This window comes from Rhizobium sp. P1_C7, assembly GCF_056406295.1.
This window is the reverse complement of sequence record NZ_JBFUAL010000001.1, coordinates 198,747-217,783: the sequence shown is the minus strand read 5'-3', so window position 1 is coordinate 217,783 and position 19,037 is coordinate 198,747. Positions and strand designations below refer to the sequence as shown.

General features: G+C 60.2%; 18 protein-coding genes. 5 read left to right on the top strand and 13 right to left on the bottom strand.

All coding sequences use genetic code 11. From position 1 onward, the window contains the following. Positions 1-10 precede the first annotated feature (10 nt). From pheS to infC, 5 genes are all read right to left on the bottom strand, one after another. On the bottom strand, positions 11-1,093 hold the full coding sequence (gene pheS, locus AC1D2R_RS01070) for a phenylalanine--tRNA ligase subunit alpha (RefSeq protein WP_477963909.1): 1,083 nt from the start codon (positions 1,091-1,093) through the stop codon (positions 11-13). 39 nt (positions 1,094-1,132) lie between these two features. Beyond that, positions 1,133-1,951 carry a lipopolysaccharide kinase InaA family protein gene (locus tag AC1D2R_RS01065; RefSeq protein ID WP_477963907.1) on the bottom strand — a complete coding sequence of 273 codons (819 nt, stop codon included), beginning with the start codon at positions 1,949-1,951 and terminating at the stop codon, positions 1,133-1,135. A gap of 101 nt (positions 1,952-2,052) precedes the next feature. Further along, positions 2,053-2,457, bottom strand: coding sequence for a 50S ribosomal protein L20 (rplT, locus tag AC1D2R_RS01060; protein ID WP_037062676.1), 405 nt, complete (start codon positions 2,455-2,457; stop codon positions 2,053-2,055). A 39-nt stretch (positions 2,458-2,496) separates the two neighbouring features. After that, the gene (rpmI, locus tag AC1D2R_RS01055) at positions 2,497-2,700 is read right to left on the bottom strand and encodes a 50S ribosomal protein L35 (protein WP_007813308.1); all 204 of its coding nucleotides are present in this window, start codon (positions 2,698-2,700) and stop codon (positions 2,497-2,499) included. A 315-nt stretch (positions 2,701-3,015) separates the two neighbouring features. Next, positions 3,016-3,552, bottom strand: coding sequence for a translation initiation factor IF-3 (gene infC, locus AC1D2R_RS01050; protein ID WP_057472423.1), 537 nt, complete (start codon positions 3,550-3,552; stop codon positions 3,016-3,018). A gap of 177 nt (positions 3,553-3,729) precedes the next feature. Between infC and AC1D2R_RS01045 the strand changes: the two genes are divergently transcribed. Beyond that, a complete protein-coding gene (locus AC1D2R_RS01045) occupies positions 3,730-4,530 on the top strand; it encodes an alpha/beta hydrolase (protein ID WP_477963905.1) in 801 nt (266 codons plus the stop codon). 152 nt (positions 4,531-4,682) lie between these two features. Continuing rightward, positions 4,683-5,282 (top strand): transglutaminase-like cysteine peptidase, encoded by a 600-nt coding sequence (locus AC1D2R_RS01040; protein WP_477963903.1) that lies wholly within the window; start codon positions 4,683-4,685, stop codon positions 5,280-5,282. Between the two features lie 58 nt (positions 5,283-5,340). Here the strand turns inward: AC1D2R_RS01040 and mbfA are convergent, their stop codons facing one another. Continuing rightward, positions 5,341-6,324, bottom strand: coding sequence for an iron exporter MbfA (gene mbfA / locus AC1D2R_RS01035; protein WP_477963901.1), 984 nt, complete (start codon positions 6,322-6,324; stop codon positions 5,341-5,343). 328 nt (positions 6,325-6,652) lie between these two features. Here mbfA and AC1D2R_RS01030 point away from each other — a divergent pair, with 328 nt between their 5' ends. Next, complete coding sequence (locus AC1D2R_RS01030; RefSeq protein WP_477963899.1) at positions 6,653-7,000, top strand: helix-turn-helix domain-containing protein; 348 nt, start codon at positions 6,653-6,655, stop codon at positions 6,998-7,000. A gap of 33 nt (positions 7,001-7,033) precedes the next feature. Here the strand turns inward: AC1D2R_RS01030 and AC1D2R_RS01025 are convergent, their stop codons facing one another. From AC1D2R_RS01025 to AC1D2R_RS01005, 5 genes are all read right to left on the bottom strand, one after another. Then, on the bottom strand, positions 7,034-7,240 hold the full coding sequence (locus tag AC1D2R_RS01025) for a hypothetical protein (protein ID WP_477963897.1): 207 nt from the start codon (positions 7,238-7,240) through the stop codon (positions 7,034-7,036). Positions 7,241-7,384: 144 nt separating this feature from the next. After that, positions 7,385-9,280, bottom strand: a complete 1,896-nt coding sequence (locus AC1D2R_RS01020; RefSeq protein ID WP_477963895.1) for a TPR end-of-group domain-containing protein — start codon at positions 9,278-9,280, stop codon at positions 7,385-7,387. Between the two features lie 207 nt (positions 9,281-9,487). Next, entirely contained in the window at positions 9,488-10,612 is a 1,125-nt protein-coding gene (dnaJ, locus tag AC1D2R_RS01015) for a molecular chaperone DnaJ (RefSeq protein WP_477963893.1), read from the bottom strand. Between the two features lie 83 nt (positions 10,613-10,695). Next, positions 10,696-12,612, bottom strand: coding sequence for a molecular chaperone DnaK (gene dnaK, locus AC1D2R_RS01010; protein ID WP_477963891.1), 1,917 nt, complete (start codon positions 12,610-12,612; stop codon positions 10,696-10,698). A 236-nt stretch (positions 12,613-12,848) separates the two neighbouring features. Then, positions 12,849-15,188: a transglycosylase domain-containing protein gene (locus AC1D2R_RS01005; RefSeq protein ID WP_477964611.1), complete on the bottom strand. Its 2,340-nt coding sequence runs from the start codon at positions 15,186-15,188 to the stop codon at positions 12,849-12,851. 278 nt (positions 15,189-15,466) lie between these two features. Between AC1D2R_RS01005 and AC1D2R_RS01000 the strand changes: the two genes are divergently transcribed. Next, the gene (locus tag AC1D2R_RS01000) at positions 15,467-15,793 is read left to right on the top strand and encodes a GCG_CRPN prefix-to-repeats domain-containing protein (protein ID WP_477963889.1); all 327 of its coding nucleotides are present in this window, start codon (positions 15,467-15,469) and stop codon (positions 15,791-15,793) included. A 186-nt stretch (positions 15,794-15,979) separates the two neighbouring features. Beyond that, positions 15,980-16,162, top strand: a complete 183-nt coding sequence (locus tag AC1D2R_RS00995; protein ID WP_477963887.1) for a hypothetical protein — start codon at positions 15,980-15,982, stop codon at positions 16,160-16,162. A 195-nt stretch (positions 16,163-16,357) separates the two neighbouring features. Here AC1D2R_RS00995 and AC1D2R_RS00990 read toward each other — a convergent pair whose 3' ends face one another. Both AC1D2R_RS00990 and AC1D2R_RS00985 read right to left on the bottom strand, forming a co-directional pair. Then, positions 16,358-17,155, bottom strand: a complete 798-nt coding sequence (locus tag AC1D2R_RS00990) for an SH3 domain-containing protein (RefSeq protein ID WP_477963885.1) — start codon at positions 17,153-17,155, stop codon at positions 16,358-16,360. A 453-nt stretch (positions 17,156-17,608) separates the two neighbouring features. Beyond that, positions 17,609-18,997, bottom strand: coding sequence for a M20/M25/M40 family metallo-hydrolase (locus AC1D2R_RS00985; RefSeq protein ID WP_477963883.1), 1,389 nt, complete (start codon positions 18,995-18,997; stop codon positions 17,609-17,611). Between the last annotated feature and the right edge of the window lie 40 nt (positions 18,998-19,037).

The window sequence follows — 19,037 nt, the reverse complement described above, 5'->3', positions numbered from 1 at the left end:
TCAATCCTCCTTACGCGCTCAGGCCGCCGAACAGCGTCGGCATGTCGAGGGGGCGAAAGCCGTAGTGCGTCATCCAGCGGACGTCGGCGTTGAAGAAGTCGCGCAGGTCGGGCATGCCGTATTTCAGCATGGCGATGCGGTCGAGGCCCATGCCCCAGGCGAAGCCCTGATATTCGTCCGGATCGAGCCCGCCATAGCGCAGCACGTTCGGATGGACCATGCCGCAGCCGAGGATTTCCATCCAGTCGGTGCCTTCGCCGAACTTGACGATCGGGCCGGAGCGGTCGCACTGGATGTCGACTTCGAAGGACGGTTCGGTGAACGGGAAGAAGGACGGGCGGAAGCGCATCGTCACGCTGTCGACTTCGAAGAAGGTCTTGCAGAACTCTTCGAGCACCCAGCGGATGTTGGCGACGTTCGCCTTCTTGTCGATGACGAGGCCTTCGACCTGGTGGAACATCGGCGAATGGGTGGCGTCCGAATCCTGGCGGTATGTCTTGCCCGGGATGATGATGCGGATCGGCGGCTTCTGCGCCTCCATCGTGCGCACCTGCACCGGCGAGGTGTGGGTGCGCAGAACCTTGCGCTCGCCGTTCTCGTCGGGATTGAAGAAGAAGGTGTCGTGCATCTCGCGCGCGGGGTGACCCTCGGGGAAGTTCAGCGCCGTGAAATTGTAGTAGTCGGTCTCGACATCGGGACCTTCTGCGATCGAGAAGCCCATGTCGCCGAAGATCGCGGTGATCTCGTCGACGATCTGGCTGATCGGATGGATGCGGCCGCGCTCGGCTGGCGAAGAGCGCACCGGGAGACTGACGTCGACGGTCTCGGCCTTGAGGCGGGCGTCGATCGCGGCCTTCTTGAGATCGGCCTTGCGGGCGTTGATCGCGTCCGTCACCGAGGTCTTCAGCGCGTTGATCGCGGCTCCGCGCGTCTGCCGCTCTTCCGGCGACATGGCGCCGAGCGTCTTCAGTAGCTCGGACACCGAGCCCTTCTTGCCGAGCGCGCCAACGCGCACCGCTTCGATCGCGGGCTCATCGGCAGCGGCTGCCACATCAGACAGAAGTTGCTTTTCCAGAGTGTCGAGTTCGGTCATCTTTTCCTGCCTCACGGGGGCGTCAGTCTTGTCGATAATTCACGAAACATGCGTCAGATAGCTCGTCGCCACGATGAAACGTCGCAGATCACTACCCATGTGCACGCGGCCAATCAACCGGGCAGCCGATAAAAAGCCGCCCAGAAAGCCGGTAAGCTTGCGCAGTTCGGCAACGGCCTGCGGGGGTGCGACATCTGCCCATGCCTTGTAGGCCCGATCATGGGTTTTCCGGCCCAGTTGCGCGCGTGTCGCAACCTGCAGAAAGAGCAGCCAGATATCGCGCGCCTGGGCGACTTCCAGCGGCATGACCGTAGCGGGCTCTTCCTCGAAATCCATGAAGCCGATGCGGCCGTCCTTCAGGAACATGTCGCGCGGATAAGGGCGACCGTGGCACAGCCCTTTCGCATGCATCTGGCCGATCTCGGCCGCGCAATGGACCAGCATGTCGTCGTGCGCGGCGGCGTCGACGTCGACGATGTCATGCAGGTACCGGTCGACCGTGCGTCCGGCATCACTGAAGACCATGGCAGCGCCGGACGAATAGATCACACGCGCGGTCGGAACGTCGCGTTCGGAAAACTGGGCGATGCGGCGGATTTCGCGCTCCGCCATGCCTTCGTCGGCGAGGACGGGCGACGGTCGCAGGAACGGCGCACGCAGAGAATTGGCGATCATCCACTGCAACGTGACCCATCGCGAGGCGCGCTCGGTACCGTAGCGCTTGATCCAGACCGGGCCGCTCGACAGGGCGACGCGCTCTACCCGCCCGGCGCCGCTGATGAGCGCTGCGAGCAGGACGGGAACGTCCTCTTCGAGCAAGCCCCGATCGGCTGTCAGATTTTCGAAATCGGTCGCCACGTCTTTCCGACGTCCTTATCCAGTTGAAAACGAAAGAACCCGCGCAAGCCTTGCCAGCGCGGGTTCCAAATCGTCGAAACGAAAGTTCGAATAGCGCCGGCTTAGTTGACGGCTGCTTCGAACTCGTTCTTCGTACCGGCGTCCTTGAGGTACTCGAGCGCCTTCTTGGAGGCTGCGACGAGCGCGCCGAATGCTTCCGGCTCATGGATAGCCATATCGGAGAGAACCTTACGGTCAACTTCGATGCCAGCCTTGTTCAGGCCGTCGATGAAGCGGCCGTAGGTCAGGCCGAATTCGCGGACAGCAGCGTTGATACGCTGGATCCAGAGAGCGCGGAAGTTGCGCTTGTTGACCTTGCGGTCGCGGTACGCGTACTGCTTGGAGCGATCGACCGCTGCCTTTGCCGTACGGATGGTGTTCTTGCGGCGGCCGTAGAAGCCTTTAGCCTGCTTCAGAACCTTCTTGTGCTTGGCGTGAGACGTTACGCCTCTTTTTACACGTGCCATTTCATGATCTCCTTAATCTACAACGTTCGCGGAATAGTCTCAGAGACCGTTCGGCAGGTAGTTCTTCACGACCTTGCGGCCATCTGGTTCTGCGAGAACCATCGTGCCACGTGCATCGCGAATGAACTTGTTGCTACGCTTGATCATGCCATGGCGCTTGCCAGCAGCGGCGGCCTTGACCTTGCCGGTTGCGGTGATCTTGAACCGCTTCTTGGCAGAGGACTTCGTCTTCATCTTGGGCATTTTGCTACTCCGTTTCTGTACCCCCTGCGCGCTTCATCAAAGAAGCCTTCTCGCGATGTCCGGTTTTCCGGTCGTCGCAACAAGGTGCGGGAGCGTTTGTTGTTGATCTGCGGCTCCGGTGATGAACCGTTCCGCAAGCATTCGACACTGCCACGGCATGCCCTGCCGGTCAGTTCGGACGCGCGCTTATAACCGCAGCGTCATAAAAGTGCAACGGGGCGTGCCAAGGAATCTTACCTGCCGCGATCCGACGATCGCCGAAAATACAAAAGCCGCCCTTGCGGACGGCTTTGATACGAGTGGTGGCGACGCGCCTTACTTTGGCGCGAGCACCATCATCATCTGGCGGCCTTCCAGCTTCGGCTCGGCTTCGACCTTGGCAAACTCGAGCGTATCCGCCTTGACCTGCTGCAGAAGCTTCATGCCGAGTTCCTGGTGGGCCATTTCACGACCACGGAACTTCAGCGTCACCTTGACCTTGTCGCCTTCTTCGAAGAAACGGCCCATGGCCTTCATCTTCACTTCATAGTCATGAGTGTCGATGTTCGGGCGCATCTTGATTTCTTTGACTTCAACGATTTTCTGCTTCTTGCGCGCCTCGGCGGCCTTCTTCTGGTTTGCATATTTCAGCTTACCCAGGTCGAGGATCTTGCACACAGGCGGTTCAGCATTTGGGGAAATTTCCACCAGGTCGAGACCAGCTTCTTCAGCCATTCTCAGGGCCTGGTCGGTCGCCACGACGCCTAGATTCTGTCCTTCAGCGTCGATCAGCTGAATTTTGGGAATGCGAATTTCCCGATTCGAGCGCGGCCCTTCCTTAACGGGCGCGTCGGTTTTAAAAGGTCTGCGAATGGTCGTATTCTCCTCGCGTTGTTTCGGATCGCTGCAGCAAGGTACCCCCCACCAGGAAGGGCAAACCTAGTTTCGCCGTCGCTGCAACGAAGTCATTAGCACGCTTTAGCGGAAAAATCACCCGCTGTCAGCCTGTCAAGAATCTGTTTTATAGGTCAAAACAACCGGAGTTCCGCCATGTCTGACGCAAAGCTTGCTCATGATCACCGATTTCTGACCGTCGGAGACGGCGAAGCCGCCCGCGAGATTGCCTACATCGTCCGCCCCGGCGCCATGGCTGCGGGCGGGCCCGCGCTTGTCTGGCTGTCCGGATACCGATCGGACATGAGCGGTACCAAGGCAGTCGAGCTCGACCGGCTGGCGGCGGAAAGCGGACTCGCCTGCATTCGGCTCGACTACTCGGGCCACGGGCTCTCCGGCGGGAACGTTTCCGACGGCACGATTTCGCGCTGGCTCGAGGAAGCGCTTGCGGTCGTTCTGCATGTCGGCCCGGACCGCGCCATTCTCGTCGGGTCTTCGATGGGAGGATGGATTGCACTGCGTTTCGCGCAGGAACTTGCGGGGAAAGCGGGGGCACCAAAGCTCGACGGCATGGTGCTGATCGCTCCCGCGCCGGACTTCACATCCGAGCTCGTCGAACCGAACCTCACCCAGAATGAGCAGAAGTCGCTGGCGGAGCGCGGCTTTTTCGAGGAGCGTTCGGCCTACAGCGTGGAACCCAATATCTACACCCGGCGCCTGATCGAGGACGGCCGCGAGAACCGCGTGCTGACGGGCATCATCGAAACCGGCTGCCCGGTGCACATCCTGCAAGGAATGAAGGATCCGGATGTTCCCTACCAACACGCAATGAAGCTCGTGGAACACCTTCCCGCAGACGACGTCGTGCTGACTTTCGTTCGCGACGGCGACCACCGTCTGTCGCGACCGCAGGACATCGACCGCATGCTGCAGGCGGTAAAGGGCCTCATTCGCTGACGCAGCCCGAGGGCCGTCGATGCAAAATCCTAACGCATCTTAACCATGTCCACCGCTTCTCACCTCTCCATCAGAAGTATCGATTGACTCTCCGCGCGTCTCACCGTTAACTTTTTGTTAACAATACAAGGGCGATGCAAGGGACAGTGGGCGTGCGGATCAAGGGATTCCTGGTGGCCATGATGGCCATGTTTGCTATGTCGACAGCCGCAACGCCGGCTTCGACGAACACCCTCTCAATGGTGACCGGCGCCGCTACATCGCAGCCAATCGGCCACTATGAATTCTGCCAGTCCCATCGCGACGAGTGCGGGGCGAACCGCATCACGGCCGCCGCGGAAATGTCGAACGAAAAATGGGGCCTCATCCGCTCCGTCAACAGCATGGTCAACAACAGCATCACGCCAATGACGGACAAGGAAATCTACGGCAGGGACGAAGTCTGGGCCTATCCAACGACAGCCGGCGACTGCGAGGATTTTGCGCTTCTGAAACGCCGCATCCTCATTCAGCGTGGTTTTTCGCCGGCAAATCTCCTGATGACCGTCGTTCGCAAGCCGGACGGCGAGGGCCATGCGATTTTGACGCTGCGCACGACGAAGGGCGACTTTGTCCTCGACAACCTCGCCTCCAGCGTCAAGCCGTGGTTTGAAACGCCCTATTCGTTCATCAAGCGCCAATCGAGCTACAATGCCGGCCGCTGGGTCACCATCGAGAATGGCCGCGACGTCCTGGTCGGCGCACTGAAGTAGCAGCGTAAGTCTGGATGAACAAAGGCCGGCGTTCATGCCGGCCTTTTTCGTTGGTGCGTCAACTGTTGCCAATCAAGATGCCGGCGCCGAGAACGAGCCCGCCACCGACGACGACCTGAAATGCTGCACGCAGGAACGGCGTTTCCATGTAGCGGTTCTGTATAAAGGCGATCGCCCAGAGTTCGAAGACGGCGATGACCACGGCCAGCGTCGTTGCCGTCAGGAAGTCCGGGATCAAGTACGGCAAGGTGTGGCCGAGGCCGCCCAGCATCGTCATGATGCCGCAGGCCAAGCCACGCTTTATGGGCGAACCACGTCCGGAGATTTTGCCGTCGTCGTGAGCGGCTTCGGTGAAGCCCATCGAGATACCGGCGCCGACGGATGCCGACATGCCGACAAGAAAGGTCTGCCAGGTGTCCTGCGTGGCGAACGCCGCCGCGAAGATGGGGGCAAGTGTCGAGACCGAGCCATCCATGAGGCCTGCCAGACCGGGCTGCACATAAGTCAGCACGAACTGGCGCCGCACCGCCTGGTCCTCTTCCTGCCTTACAGCTTCAGGAGCATGCTTCTCGCCGAGCATGCGTGTGATATCCTCGTGGCCCTGCTCCGCGAGCGCCAGATCGCCGAGCAGCTGGCGCGTCTGCGCATCGGCAACGCGCCCGGCCGCCTCGACGTAGAACCGATAGGCTTGCTGCTCCATGGCTTCGGCTTCACCACGAATCTTTTCTAGCGACAGGTTTCGCCGCAGCCAATCCGGCTTGCGTTCGTAGAAGCCCTGGACATGCTCCCGGCGGATCAACGTGATGCGCTCGCCGAAGCGCTGGCGATAGATCGCGATCAACGACGTGCGGTGGGTGTTTTCGACTTCGGCCATTTCTTCGAAGACCTTGGCGGAGGCCGGGTAGGCTGCCTTCAGCATGTCGGCATAGGCCAGATAGATACGGGCGTCGTCCTCTTCGGATCCGATCGCAAGCGCCAGGATTTCTTGCTCCGACAGAGACTCAAATGAACGTTTTGGTGATCTGAAAAGACGGTTCGGCATGGCTTCCTCAGTTTTAGAATTATTCTAAAATAGAGCGAGCCGAAATTGCGGTCAAGGCCATCGCTGCCGCGGCGCCTCGAGAGCCGCCCGCTGCTATCGGACACCTGTGGGAACCCGACGAAGGCGCATATAGTACAAAAACGGATGCGCCACTCGATAGAATGTAGAGTTTTCTGCACGTAAAAGTATATTCATCTATTCTAACAATAGAATTCATCTCAAAACCGGAGAAGAAGCCGGTTGAATTTTGCAACTGCAGGGTTGAGATATTGCGAAACCTCGGCATAGTACAGAGCGCAATTTTATTGCTTCATAGGGGAACACTAAAGTGCCAGATCCGGTGGATATTATTGTCGGCCAGAACATCAGGACGCTTCGTGCGAAACGGCGGATCTCGCAGCTGGACCTGGGTGAAGCGCTCGGACTGACATTCCAGCAAATCCAGAAATATGAAAAAGGCACCAACCGGGTGTCCGCGAGCAAGCTCCACCAGATAGCCGTGTTCCTGGGTGTGGACATATCGGTACTGTTCGAAGGCGCCAACACGACGGCCAGACCGGGATTGAGCCCGGAGGCATACGAACTTGGGGTCAGCTACGACAAGCTCCGCTCAACAGCAGGCAAGGAAGCGGTCAAGACCATTCTCGACCTGATCAGCGGCGAAGTCTATGCCTGAGCCTTCCGGCCATACCTCGGGCTGATACACTGATTAGTGGAAATCACGGTCATGCAGCGCAACGAGCAAGTCATCCTGCGTGTGATGACCGGCATGGTAGAGGTCGATAGCGATGCTGGCGATCGCCAGACCCTGCTGGCTGCGAAGTTTGATATTGCGCTCTGCGCACCAAGTGTAGAGTGCGCCGGCGAGTACATCGACATCATCCGACTGCGAAGAGATGCTGGCGGCTACCGTCATGGAAGTTGCCCTTGGTTTGTTTTTCCCCTGCCGGCACAGTGAAGGTATTCGATGCCGCTGCAAAGCGGGATCCGATAGCTGCGTTAACACAACACAGACGACCGGCATAACCTGCTTCAGAATGAAACGAAGAGGTAACCCGCGCTACTCGGACGCCACCCTGAAGCCGTCCTGCGAGAACGTGCAGGCCTCTATTGCGTCCAGCATCTTCTGGAAACGTGGATGGTCGCGAATCGAATCGAGATCCGAATCGTGTTCGAACCAGAGTATCTGGTAGCACGAGGACTGCGGCAGCAGCGCTTCGAGGATATCGAGCGCCGTATCGCACTCGTTCAACAGCGCGTAGACGCACGCGACATTATATTGGGCGACGATATCGTCCGGATCGATCGCCTGGGCACGCTTTACCCACTCCTTGGCGCGCGCGTGATCGCCCATATGCGCCAACGCAAGTGCGCCCCGGTGCGCCGGACCGGCATTCTCGGGATGGTTCTCCAAGGCGTGCTCTGCCCGCTCGATGCCGATGTGCGCCCATTTCTGCCGCTCTTCCTGAAGGCCGAGCGAACGGGAGGCGCTCATCAGATGGATGGGCGACAGGTAATCATCGGGGCGTATCTGCGACGCCCGCGTGAAGAACGCGATGGCACTCTCGAATTTTCCCTGCATGAACAGGAAACGCCCGTAGTGGAAATTGGCCTCATAAAGATCAGGTTCCAGCGCAAGGGCCTTCTCGAACTCGACCAGGGCTTGCTGGTCGCGGCCGTCCTGATGTAGCGCCAGGCCACGCGAGGCGTGCGCCTCGGCCAGGTTCGGATCAAGCGCCAGCGCCTTGGCGGTGAGCTCCAGAATGCCTTCGAGCGTATAGTCGCCGGCGTGCCAATCCCGCAGAGCGGATTCGCAATCGGCGATGCCGGCATAGGCGCGGGCATAATCCGGGTCGAGCGCGACGGCGGTCGAGAACATCCGGCGTGCCATGAGCAAGTAGTGCCTGGTCCAGGTGTGCGAAAATTGCCGGCCCCTCAGGTAGTAGGTGTAGGCTTCGACGTTGCGGGTCGGCTCGGTCGAAATCGCCTGCTTCTCTTCCGGCAACAGCTTAATCTTGAGCTGGTCGACGATGGCATTGGTAATCTCGTCCTGAATGGCGAAAATGTCAGTCAGGTCGCGGTCAAAGCGGTCGGCCCATATATGCGTGCCATTTCTCGCGTCGATCAGCTGTCCGGTGATGCGCACGCGCTCGCCGGCCTTGCGCACGCTGCCCTGCAAAACGAAATTGACACCCAGCTCGGCCGCGGCCTGCTTCACTTGCACCGCCTTTCCCTTGTAGGTGAACGCCGTATTTCGCGCGACCACATAGAGGTTCGAGATCTTCGAGAGGTCGGTGATGATGTCTTCGGTGATACCGTCGGAGAAATACTCCTGCTCAGGATCCCCGCTCATGTTGGTAAACGGCAATACGGCGACCAGTTGCTTGTGCTTCTCCTTGGCAGCAGCAAGAGCCGCCTCGTTGACCTTCAGAGGCAAGGCGCGCTTGGCAGAGATCGCATAGACCCTGACGGGTTTTTCGATGTTCTTCAGCGCGTATTCGCCCCTGTCCTCGAACGACAGGCTCAGCCTGGTTCCGACGTGATCCCTGGCGGACGCGGAAATCGCTATTCCACCGGGGTCGGCAATCGCTTCCAGGCGCGCGGCAACGTTGACGCCATCGCCGAAGATGTCGCCGTCCTCGACGATCACGTCGCCGAGATGGATGCCTATGCGAAACTCGATGCGTTGATCGTCGGCGACGGTCTTGTTGCGCTCGGCCAGGGCCTGCTGCATCTCGCTGGCGCAGGCAACCGCGTTGACGATGCTGGAAAACTCCACCAGCATGCCGTCGCCCGTCAGCTTGACGATACGCCCACGGCAATGTGCAATCTTCGGATCGACAAGCTCGCTTCGGCAGAGCTTCACCGCATCCAGCGTCGCCTGTTCGTCAGTGGTCATCAACCGGCTGTAACCGACGATCTCTGCTGCGAGAATAGCTGCAAGACGGCGTTCCAAGTGGACCTCGGCGCTGACTGAACAATCACGGGTGAAAGCCTATTCTATTATAACCCATTACCGATAGATTTAGGCTCAATTAATAGAGAGCTTAAAAATACAAAAGTCGAGTCTCTTCGACAAGAAGATATCCGTTTGTTGCACCGACGAAATAGAAAGGCCCGGTTGAAACAACCGGGCCTTGAAAATGAACGTTGACAGTCGATATCAGTTCTCGAAGAATTCCTTCATCCGGGCAAAGAAGCCGGTCGACTGCGGGTTGTTCTCCTTCGATGACAGCTCTTCAAACTCCTGCAGCAGCTCGCGCTGGCGCTTGGTGAGTTTCTGCGGCGTCTCGATCTGTATCTGGATGTAGAGATCGCCCGTCTGCGACGAGCGCAGAACCGGCATCCCCTTGGCCTTGAGGCGGAACTGCTTGCCGGCCTGCGTGCCTTCCGGCACGGTCACGCGCGACTTGGTGCCGTCGAGGGTCGCCACGTCGAACGTGCCACCAAGCGCCGCGGTCGTCATCGAGATCGGGATGGCGCAGTAGAGGTCGGCCCCGTCACGCTGATAGAACTCATGCGGCTTGACGGACAGGAAGATGTAGAGATCGCCCGCCGGCCCGCCGCGTGTGCCGGCTTCGCCTTCGCCCTGCAGGCGGATACGCGTTCCGTCCTCGATGCCCGACGGAATATTGACGGAGAGCGAACGCTCTTCCGTAACACGGCCCTGACCGTGACACTTTGTGCAGGGATCGGGAATGATCTGGCCGCGGCCGTGGCAGGTCGGGCAGGTACGCTCGATCGAGAAGAAACCCTGCGCCGCGCGAACTCGACCGGACCCCTGGCAGGTGCCGCAGGTCTTCGGCTGCGTGCCCGGCTTCGCGCCGGACCCGGAACAGATGTCGCAGGTGATCGACGTCGGGACGCGGATCTGAGCGGTCTTGCCGGCGAAAGCTTCCTCCAGCGAAATTTCCATGTTGTAGCGAAGGTCGGCGCCGCGTTCGCGTCCGCCAGCCGAGCGTTGCCGCTGCCGGCCACCACCCATCATCTCGCCGAAGATGTCCTCGAAGATGTCGGAGAAGCCGCCTCCGGCGAAACCGCCGCCGCCGCCCACGCCGCCATGTTCGAATGCTGCGTGACCGTATCGGTCGTAGGCCGCCCGCTTCTGCGGGTCCTTCAGCGTTTCGTAGGCTTCGTTGATTTCCTTGAACTTGTGCTCGGCGCTGTGGTCGTCCGGATTCTTGTCCGGATGGTACTTCATGGCCAGCTTGCGGAAAGCGCTTTTCAGCTCTTTTTCGTCCGCCGTCTTGGCGACACCCAGCGTTTCATAAAAATCGGCTTTTGCCATTAAGGATCAGACCCCGGAAATGGATATCCGGCTGCCATGGTGAGCAGCCGGAATGTCAGTTTCAAGCTTGACCGTTTGGTCGCTTATGCGGACTTCTTGCGGTCGTCGTCCTTGACTTCTTCGTAGTCGGCATCAACGACATTGTCGTCGCCACCTTCCGCGGAGGCATCTGCCGAGCCGCCTTCGGCCTGCTGGGCTTCATAGATTGCCTGACCGAGCTTCATGGATACTTCCATGAGGGTCTGGGTCTTCGCCTTGATGTCTTCAGCATCCGGGTCGGTTGCTTCAGTAGCGGACTTCAGCGCTGCGATCGCATCGGAGATCGCGGTGCGATCGGCTTCGGAGACCTTGTCGCCGTAGTCCTTCAGCGACTTCTCACTGGAGTGGACAAGGCTTTCGGCCTGGTTCTTGGCTTCCACGCCTTCGCGACGCTTCTTGTCAGATTCGGCATTGGCTTCGGCGTCCTTGACCATCTTTTCGATGTCAGCGTCGGAGAGACCACCGGAAGCCTGGATGCGGATCTGCTGTTCCTTGCCGGTGCCCTTGTCCTTGGCAGACACCTGCACGATGCCGTTTGCATCAATATCGAAGGTGACTTCGATCTGCGGCATGCCGCGCGGTGCAGGCGGCAGACCGACGAGGTCGAACTGACCGAGCAGCTTGTTGTCTGCAGCCATTTCGCGCTCGCCCTGCGAAACGCGGATGGTGACTGCCTGCTGGTTGTCGTCTGCGGTCGAGAAGGTCTGCGACTTCTTCGTCGGGATCGTGGTGTTACGCTCGATCAGACGCGTAAAGACGCCGCCCAGCGTTTCGATGCCGAGAGACAGCGGCGTTACGTCGAGAAGCAGAACGTCCTTGACGTCGCCCTGCAGAACGCCGGCCTGAATGGCGGCGCCAAGCGCAACCACTTCATCTGGGTTGACGCCCTTGTGCGGCTCCTTGCCGAACAATTGCTTGACGACTTCCTGGACCTTCGGCATGCGGCTCATGCCGCCGACGAGAACGACTTCATCGATTTCAGCCGGCGTAACGCCAGCATCCTTCAGAGCCGCCTTGCAGGGTGCGATCGTGCGCTGGACCAGATCGTCGACCAGGCTCTCGAGCTTGGCGCGCGTCAACTTAAGCGTCAGGTGCTTCGGACCGGTCGCATCCGCCGTGATGAACGGCAGGTTGATTTCCGTCTGCTGGGCAGACGACAGTTCGATCTTCGCCTTTTCAGCAGCTTCCTTGAGGCGCTGCAGGGCAAGCTTGTCGCCCTTGAGGTCGATGCCGTTGTCCTTCTTGAACTCGCCAACGAGATATTCGACGAGACGCATGTCGAAATCTTCACCGCCAAGAAAAGTGTCGCCGTTGGTGGACTTCACTTCGAAGACGCCGTCACCGATTTCGAGGATCGAGATATCGAAGGTACCACCGCCAAGGTCGTAAACGGCGATCGTCTTGCCGTCCTTCTTGTCGAGACCGTAGGCAAGCGCTGCCGCCGTGGGCTCGTTAATGATGCGGAGAACTTCAAGACCGGCGATCCTGCCTGCATCCTTGGTTGCCTGGCGCTGTGCGTCGTTGAAATATGCGGGAACGGTGATGACGGCCTTTTCGACCTTTTCACCGAGATAGGATTCGGCGGTTTCCTTCATCTTCTGAAGGATCATCGCGGAAATCTGCGCGGGCGAGTAACCCTTGCCCTGAGCTTCGACCCAGGCATCGCCGTTGTCGCCCTTGACGATATTGAAGGGGACAAGGCCCTTGTCCTTTTCGACGGTCGGATCTTCGTAGCGGCGGCCGATCAGGCGCTTGACAGCGAAGAGCGTGTTCGTCGGGTTGGTGACTGCCTGGCGCTTTGCCGGCTGGCCGACGAGGCGTTCGCCATCATCGGAAAATGCCACCATCGAAGGCGTCGTGCGTGCACCTTCGGCGTTCTCAATGACCTTCGCGTCCTTGCCGTCCATGACCGCGACGCAGGAATTCGTCGTTCCAAGGTCGATACCAATTACTTTTGCCATGTCATTCTCTCCTTGAAGCAAGCTGTCGGAACCCCGAGAAGGCATTTCACTGACAGCCCCTTACGGGATTGGTCTTTAAGATTAACGCAATCGTGATTGCGGTGATGCGGCGTATATAAGGAGCGGTTTTCGCGACTGCAAGGCGGGAAATAGGCTGAAAACCGGCAAAACGAGCCTTCGACAATTAATTTTCACAGCTGCGGGATCGGCGCATTTTTTCTTTCGCGGTTGCACCGCTACTGGCCCATGATCAGGTCGAGAAGCGTCGTGCGGCGAGGACGACCCGAAGGAGCCTGTTCAGCGCTGCCGACATCGCCTGGAGGAACCGCGTCGCCATAGCCATAGCGACCGTCCTGCGCGACATCGGCGGGCGGAACCGGACCGCCGCCGACCGGGGCAAGCGGCTGCCGCCCGGGACGAGACGGCGCCTGCGGATACTGGCTTTCGGACCCGCCGAAAACGCCGGAAATGATATTGCCGATGGTGGTCGGTTCCTGGGCAGGCTCCTGCATCCCGGGTTCGGCCGAAGCCATCGGCTGGCCGCTTCCGTTCAACGTGCCCGGATCGCTCATGAACTGGCCGCTGCCGAAGAGCGGGGCCGGCGACAGCCCCTTGTGGGCAGCAATCATGAATTCCTGCCAAGCCCTGGCCGGCAGGCCGCCGCCCGTCACCTTCTTCATCGGCTTGCCGTCGTCATTGCCGAACCAGACGCCGGTGGTCAGATTGCTGGTGAAGCCGACGAACAGCGCGTCGCGCGAGTTCTGGGTGGTGCCGGTCTTGCCAGCCGCCTGCCAGCCCGGCAGCTTGGCGCTCCTGCCTGTGCCCTGGTCGATGACGCCCATCATCATCGCGTTCATGTTGGCGGCGATCGTCTCGGAAAGGACGCGCGGCGGGCTGTCGTAGGTGTTCTCGTAAAGCACCTTGCTGCCATCGGCAGTCGTGACGCGACGAATAACGTGCGGCGTCGCCTTGTAGCCGCCGTTCATGAAGGCAGCATAGGCGCCGGTCAGTTCCATGAGGGATACTTCCGACGTTCCAAGCGCGATAGAGGCATTGGGCTGCAATTCCGACTCTATGCCGAGACGATGCGCCAGCTTAATCACCTGGTCGGGGCCGTCGTACATCACCAGCTGGGCGGCGACGGTGTTCAGCGATTTCGCCAGCGCCGTGGCAAGAGTCACCTCGCCGTTGTACTTCTTTTCATAGTTTTCCGGCGTCCAGTCACCGATCCGGATCGGAGCGTCGTTGAAGACGGAAAATGGCGTCAGGCCCTTTTCCAGAGCAGCAGCATAAACGAAGGGCTTGAACGACGAGCCCGGCTGACGCTTGGCCTTGACTGCCCGGTTGAACTGGCTGTCGGCATAGTCTCGGCCGCCGACGAGGGCGCGAATGGCGCCTGTGCCGTCGAGCGAAACGAGTGCTGCCTGCGAGGCGTCGAGCTTCGCACCGTCCTTGTTCAGTAGATCGGCCAGGGATTGCTCCGCGCGCCTTTCCAACCCCTTGTCGATCGTCGTGTCGACGACGACGTCCTCCTTGACGTCACCGATCAGCCCGGGCAGCTCGTCCATCACCATATCGGCGACATAGTGGCCGGCGCCAGACCAATAGCGCTTTGCCTTGGCCGGCGTCTGCGACATCGCCGTCTTGACCTCGTCGCCCGATATGTAGCCCTGGTCGAGCATGGCCTGGAGCACCACTTGCGCGCGGGCGTTGGCCGCTTCCGGATCGCGCGCGGGCGAAAGGCGCGACGGCGCCTTGACGAGACCGGCAAGCAGCGCTGCCTCGCCCAGGTTCACGTCACGTGCCGACTTGTTGAAATAACGACGCGACGCCGCCTCGACGCCATAGGCGTTAGAACCGAAAAAGACGCGGTTGAGATACATCGCAAGGATCTGATCCTTGGTGTATTTCTGCTCGAGCCACAGCGCCAGCAGCACCTCCTGCACTTTGCGCTCCAGAGTGCGCTCCGGCGACAGGAAAAGGTTCTTGGCAAGCTGCTGGGTCAGCGTCGAGCCCCCCTGAACCATGTGGCCGGTGGTGACATTTGTCACAAAAGCGCGGGCCAGTCCGAGGGGGTCGACACCGAAATGCGAATAGAAGCGCCGGTCTTCGATCGCGACGATCGCTTCCGGAATGTAGGGGGACATATCCTCCAGCGCGAGCGCCTCACCGCCTGTCGTGCCGCGATTGGCGATCACGCTGCCATCGACGGCGGTGATCTTCACGTTCGGGGGGCGATCGGGGATGGCCCAGGTGCTGGCGCTTGGCATGCGCGAGCCGTAATAGACGACGAGGCCGGTCACGCCGATGCCGGCCCAGATGCCGAGCACGATGCACCAGTAGACGATCCTGCGGATAAAGCCGAAGAAGCCGCCACCTTCGCGCTCAGGCGACGGCCGGCGCTTGCGCCGCTCTGGCTGGCGGGAACGAGGCGATTTCGATGCCGGCCGTTTTACGGCCCGCCCGCCGGCCACTCGGTCGTCGGCGTCAAGCGCGAAATCGTCGTCGTCATCGCGGCTGTCGCGGCCACTGAAGGACGGTTCGATTCTATTGCGTGATCTGCCTCTGACTGCCATCGCGGACCGGTCGAACTCCATTTTTGCCATGCAAACCGGATATTTGCGGCGTCCGTCCTCGCCGGACGGTTCACTACCCGGTTGAACTTTAAATGAGGCGATTTAAGGGGTGGTTAAGAACTCGTTAGGCGCGCACCACGGCTGTTAGATTCAGGCCCCCTCTAGATGGCCAACGGCGCATATTTCCGCCGCAATAATGCCCAGTTTGGTTCAGCCTCCATTCACCTGCCGAGCCCTCTAATCGCGAAGCAAGGGACTTGCAGAACAGAGGTGCAGAGATGCGCATGACAACGATCGCCTTGGCGATTGCAATGACTGGATTTGGCGTTTCCATCGCAGAGGCAATGCCGGTCGCGCCAATCGAAAGCGGCGCTACCAAGAAAGCCGTGCTCGTCGATTATGCCTGCGGGCGCGGTTATCACCTGACACCGTGGGGCAATTGCCGCCCGAATTGGAGGCAGCCACCGCCGCCGCGCTATGGCTGGCGTTACGAGCGCTCCTACGGATGGGGTAGCCGCCCGCCGCCACGCCGCGGCTGGGACGACGACCGATCATGGGGTCGCCGCCCTCCCCCATGGATGCGAGACGGCTATAACCGTTATTGACCGCCGCCATTGAACACAGGCGTCCACAAACACCAACGAGGCCCGGCAGTCCGGGCCTTTTCGTTGACCGCATCGAGCCGCGCTATTTTAGCATGGCTGCCATTCGTTGCGGCCGTCACAAATCTGACATATAGCCAGCCGACTTGCGCCTAAGATTAGCGCAACACGCGCAATATGTAGGCACCCATGACCATTGATTCTGCAAACACCGACGAATTCAGGCCACGCGAAATCTGGAGCGTTCAAGAGTTTGCGCGCCGATATCGCCTGACCAAGATGGAAGAGAGCCGCCTCAAGATGCTGTACGGCCCGGTCGCGGAGATGCGTGACCTGATGGCCGGACGAGAAAAATCTGTTTCTGCCTGGTGAGCGGGAACCATCAGCGCGCGAATGAATTGTAGGTGGAGCGAAGCATCGAAGTTTCGTCATTGATTGGCCGTCTCCCCTCAAACGAGCCGATCGAAATTAGGCCCGGCGTCTCCCCAGAGCGCCGGGCTTTTCTGTGTCGCGAGAAAGAAGAGGCGCGAAATAAGAAGGGGCGATCTTGCGACCGCCCCGGTTGTCCTATTGCCTGTTTTGATCGCATGAGGGATCCCCGGGCTGGCACGCGGGCGGCCTGCGATGGTCGTCGCGACGACCTTGATTGGCGCCGTCATCCTGCCGCGGCGGCCGCTGGGCGTTTTCACGATCCTGATCGCGCAGGTTCTGATCCCGATTGAACTGAGGCGGACGATTGTCGGGCCGACGATCCGGGCCGCGGTCGAAGGTTGGACGACGATCCGGCTGGCCGTCGAAATCCGGACGCCAGTCAGGATTTCGGTTGTTATCCGGCCGGAGATCCGGGCCCCGCCCGAAGTCCGGCTGAGGACCGGGACCGCGGTTGAAGCCAGGGCGCGGACGCCCGGGGCGATCGAAATCCGCACCTCGATCAGGCCGCACGACGGCCGGGCGGTCAGCGACGGGATTGCGGCGCCAGTGATCGCGCTCGCGGTAGAAATCGCGGTTGCGATAGTAGCGGTCCCAATAGTTGCCGATGCTGAAGACAACGGTCGGAATCCCCAGCGGACGATAGTATTCCGGCCCGACATAGACGCGACGTTCCTGGTAAAGAGCCTGCACGTAGCGTCCGGCTACCCAGCCGCGTCCGCTGTAGAACTCGACGTCGCACCATGGCACATCCGCAAGGCAGCCGTGGATCTCAACCGATTCGCCCGCGGGAATGACGGTGACGGCCGGATATTGGGTGCTCGGCCCGGCCCGCATGTTGACGTTGGCTGTCGCAAAGCCGTCCGCCGATTCGGCAATGGCCGGAGCCAGCAAAAGTGCGGCTGCGGCGGCGATTTTCATCAATCTGGTATTCACTCTTTCACTCCCTGCCGATGCGGCATAGGCGCCGCATCGAAACGTCCGGGCCGCCCGCTAGGACAAAGATGAGCGCCTGCCGTCAATCGTTTCGACGGCCACCATTCGCCTTTGTCTTTCAATGACTTATAGGGATGATTCGATGAACCCAGCTTGAATGGAGAAATTTTCCGCCGGGCCTTGAACGCGGACCCCGGCGTACCGACATACTGTCCATAGATTGCAGCTGACGAAATGCTGTGCGCGCTTGGCGTTTGCCGATTTCGACAACTAGATCCGGACTGGGCGTTAACGATTCGTTAACCTTTCGGGGTCAGTCTAGCTGCAGTATTCGCTTCCTCCTTGACCACGGATGTACTGGCATCGATGCGAAGCGAATGACGAAAGGCCGGATTTACCCCGGCCTTTTTGTTTTCATGGCGCACCGGTGAAGACCGGCGCGCCTTTTTTGTCTCAAGCGGCCAGTGCGTCCAGGACGCGGATCCAGGAGCGGATACCCTTGTGGTAGGACGCGAGCTCGTACTTTTCATTGGGCGAATGGATGCGGTCGTCGCTGAGGCCGAAGCCGACGAGCAGTGATTCCATGCCAAGCATCTTCTGGAAATCGCCGACGATCGGGATGGAGCCACCCATGCCGATCACGACCGCGGGCTTCGGCCATTCGTCGGAAAGCGCGGTCTTGGCTTTTGTCAGCACCGGCGAATCGTAGGAGAGATGGATGGCCGGCGAGCCGCCGTGCGGATGAAACTCGACGGAGCAATCGGCCGGAATCTTCGACCTGATATAGGTGCGGAAGCTCTCGCGAACCGCATCGGGGTCCTGCGTCCCCACCAATCGGAAGGAGACCTTTGCCGACGCCTTGGCCGCGATCACCGTCTTGAATCCTTCGCCGGTATAGCCGCCCCAGATGCCGTTGACCTCAGCCGTCGGGCGCGCCCAGGTCAGCTCCAGCACGGATCGTCCCTTCTCGCCCGAGGGGATCGAGAGGCCGACCTCGCCCAGAAAGGTCTCGGCAGTCTTGCCGAGCGCTTCCCATGACGCCTTGACGTTCGAAGGGGTTTCTTCGACCCCTTCGTAGAAACCTTGCAGGGTGATGCGGCCGGTTTCGTCATGCAGGCCGGCGAGCGCCGCCGTCAGGATATGGATCGGATTTGCGGCAGCGCCGCCGAACAGGCCGGAATGCAGGTCGCGATCGGCAGCCGTGATGACCACCTCTTCACCCACCAGTCCGCGAAGAGCGGCGGCAATCGCAGGCGTATCGCGATCCCACATGCCGGTATCGCAAACCAGCGCGTAGTCCGCCTTCAGTTCTTCCGCATTGGCCTCCAGGAACGGCTTCAGCGACGGCGAACCGGATTCCTCCTCGCCTTCGAAGAGGATGGTGATTCGGCAGGGGAGCGCACCTTTCACATCCTTGTAGGCGCGGCAGGCCTCCAGGAAGGTCATCAGCTGGCCCTTGTCGTCGGCCGTCCCGCGGCCGGTGAGCACCTTGCGGCCGTTGCCGACATCCTTGATCGACGGCTCGAACGGGTCGTTTTCCCACAGCTCGATCGGATCAACCGGCTGAACGTCGTAATGTCCGTAAAAAAGTGCATGCGGCGCGTCTGCTGCAGACCCTGCATGATGCGCGACCACCATGGGATGGCCGGGCGTATCACGCACCGACGCGTCGAAACCCAACGTCTCGAGATGGGCGACCAGCCATTCCGCCGCCTTGCGGCACTCGGCCTTATAGGCGGGATCGGTCGAAATCGACTTGATCCGGAGAAGCTCGAACAGTTTGTCGAGGCTCGATGTCAAATTCTGGTCCGCTCGCGCAAGCACCGGCGCTATTTCCGTCATTTCCGACTCCTTTCGAAATTCGGCCGGACGATAGACCAAA

Excerpts from the sequence above, each read along its gene's own strand:
- AC1D2R_RS01045 (WP_477963905.1), top strand. The coding sequence starts at position 3,730 with ATGTCTGACGCAAAGCTTGCTCATGATCACCGATTTCTGACCGTCGGA.
- dnaK (WP_477963891.1), bottom strand. The coding sequence starts at position 12,612 with ATGGCAAAAGTAATTGGTATCGACCTTGGAACGACGAATTCCTGCGTC.
- pheS (WP_477963909.1), bottom strand. The coding sequence starts at position 1,093 with ATGACCGAACTCGACACTCTGGAAAAGCAACTTCTGTCTGATGTGGCA.
- AC1D2R_RS00995 (WP_477963887.1), top strand. The coding sequence starts at position 15,980 with ATGACCATTGATTCTGCAAACACCGACGAATTCAGGCCACGCGAAATC.
- rpmI (WP_007813308.1), bottom strand. The coding sequence starts at position 2,700 with ATGCCCAAGATGAAGACGAAGTCCTCTGCCAAGAAGCGGTTCAAGATC.
- AC1D2R_RS01025 (WP_477963897.1), bottom strand. The coding sequence starts at position 7,240 with ATGACGGTAGCCGCCAGCATCTCTTCGCAGTCGGATGATGTCGATGTA.
- AC1D2R_RS00985 (WP_477963883.1), bottom strand. The coding sequence starts at position 18,997 with ATGACGGAAATAGCGCCGGTGCTTGCGCGAGCGGACCAGAATTTGACA.
- mbfA (WP_477963901.1), bottom strand. The coding sequence starts at position 6,324 with ATGCCGAACCGTCTTTTCAGATCACCAAAACGTTCATTTGAGTCTCTG.
- rplT (WP_037062676.1), bottom strand. The coding sequence starts at position 2,457 with ATGGCACGTGTAAAAAGAGGCGTAACGTCTCACGCCAAGCACAAGAAG.
- dnaJ (WP_477963893.1), bottom strand. The coding sequence starts at position 10,612 with ATGGCAAAAGCCGATTTTTATGAAACGCTGGGTGTCGCCAAGACGGCG.
- AC1D2R_RS01000 (WP_477963889.1), top strand. The coding sequence starts at position 15,467 with ATGCGCATGACAACGATCGCCTTGGCGATTGCAATGACTGGATTTGGC.
- AC1D2R_RS01005 (WP_477964611.1), bottom strand. The coding sequence starts at position 15,188 with ATGGCAGTCAGAGGCAGATCACGCAATAGAATCGAACCGTCCTTCAGT.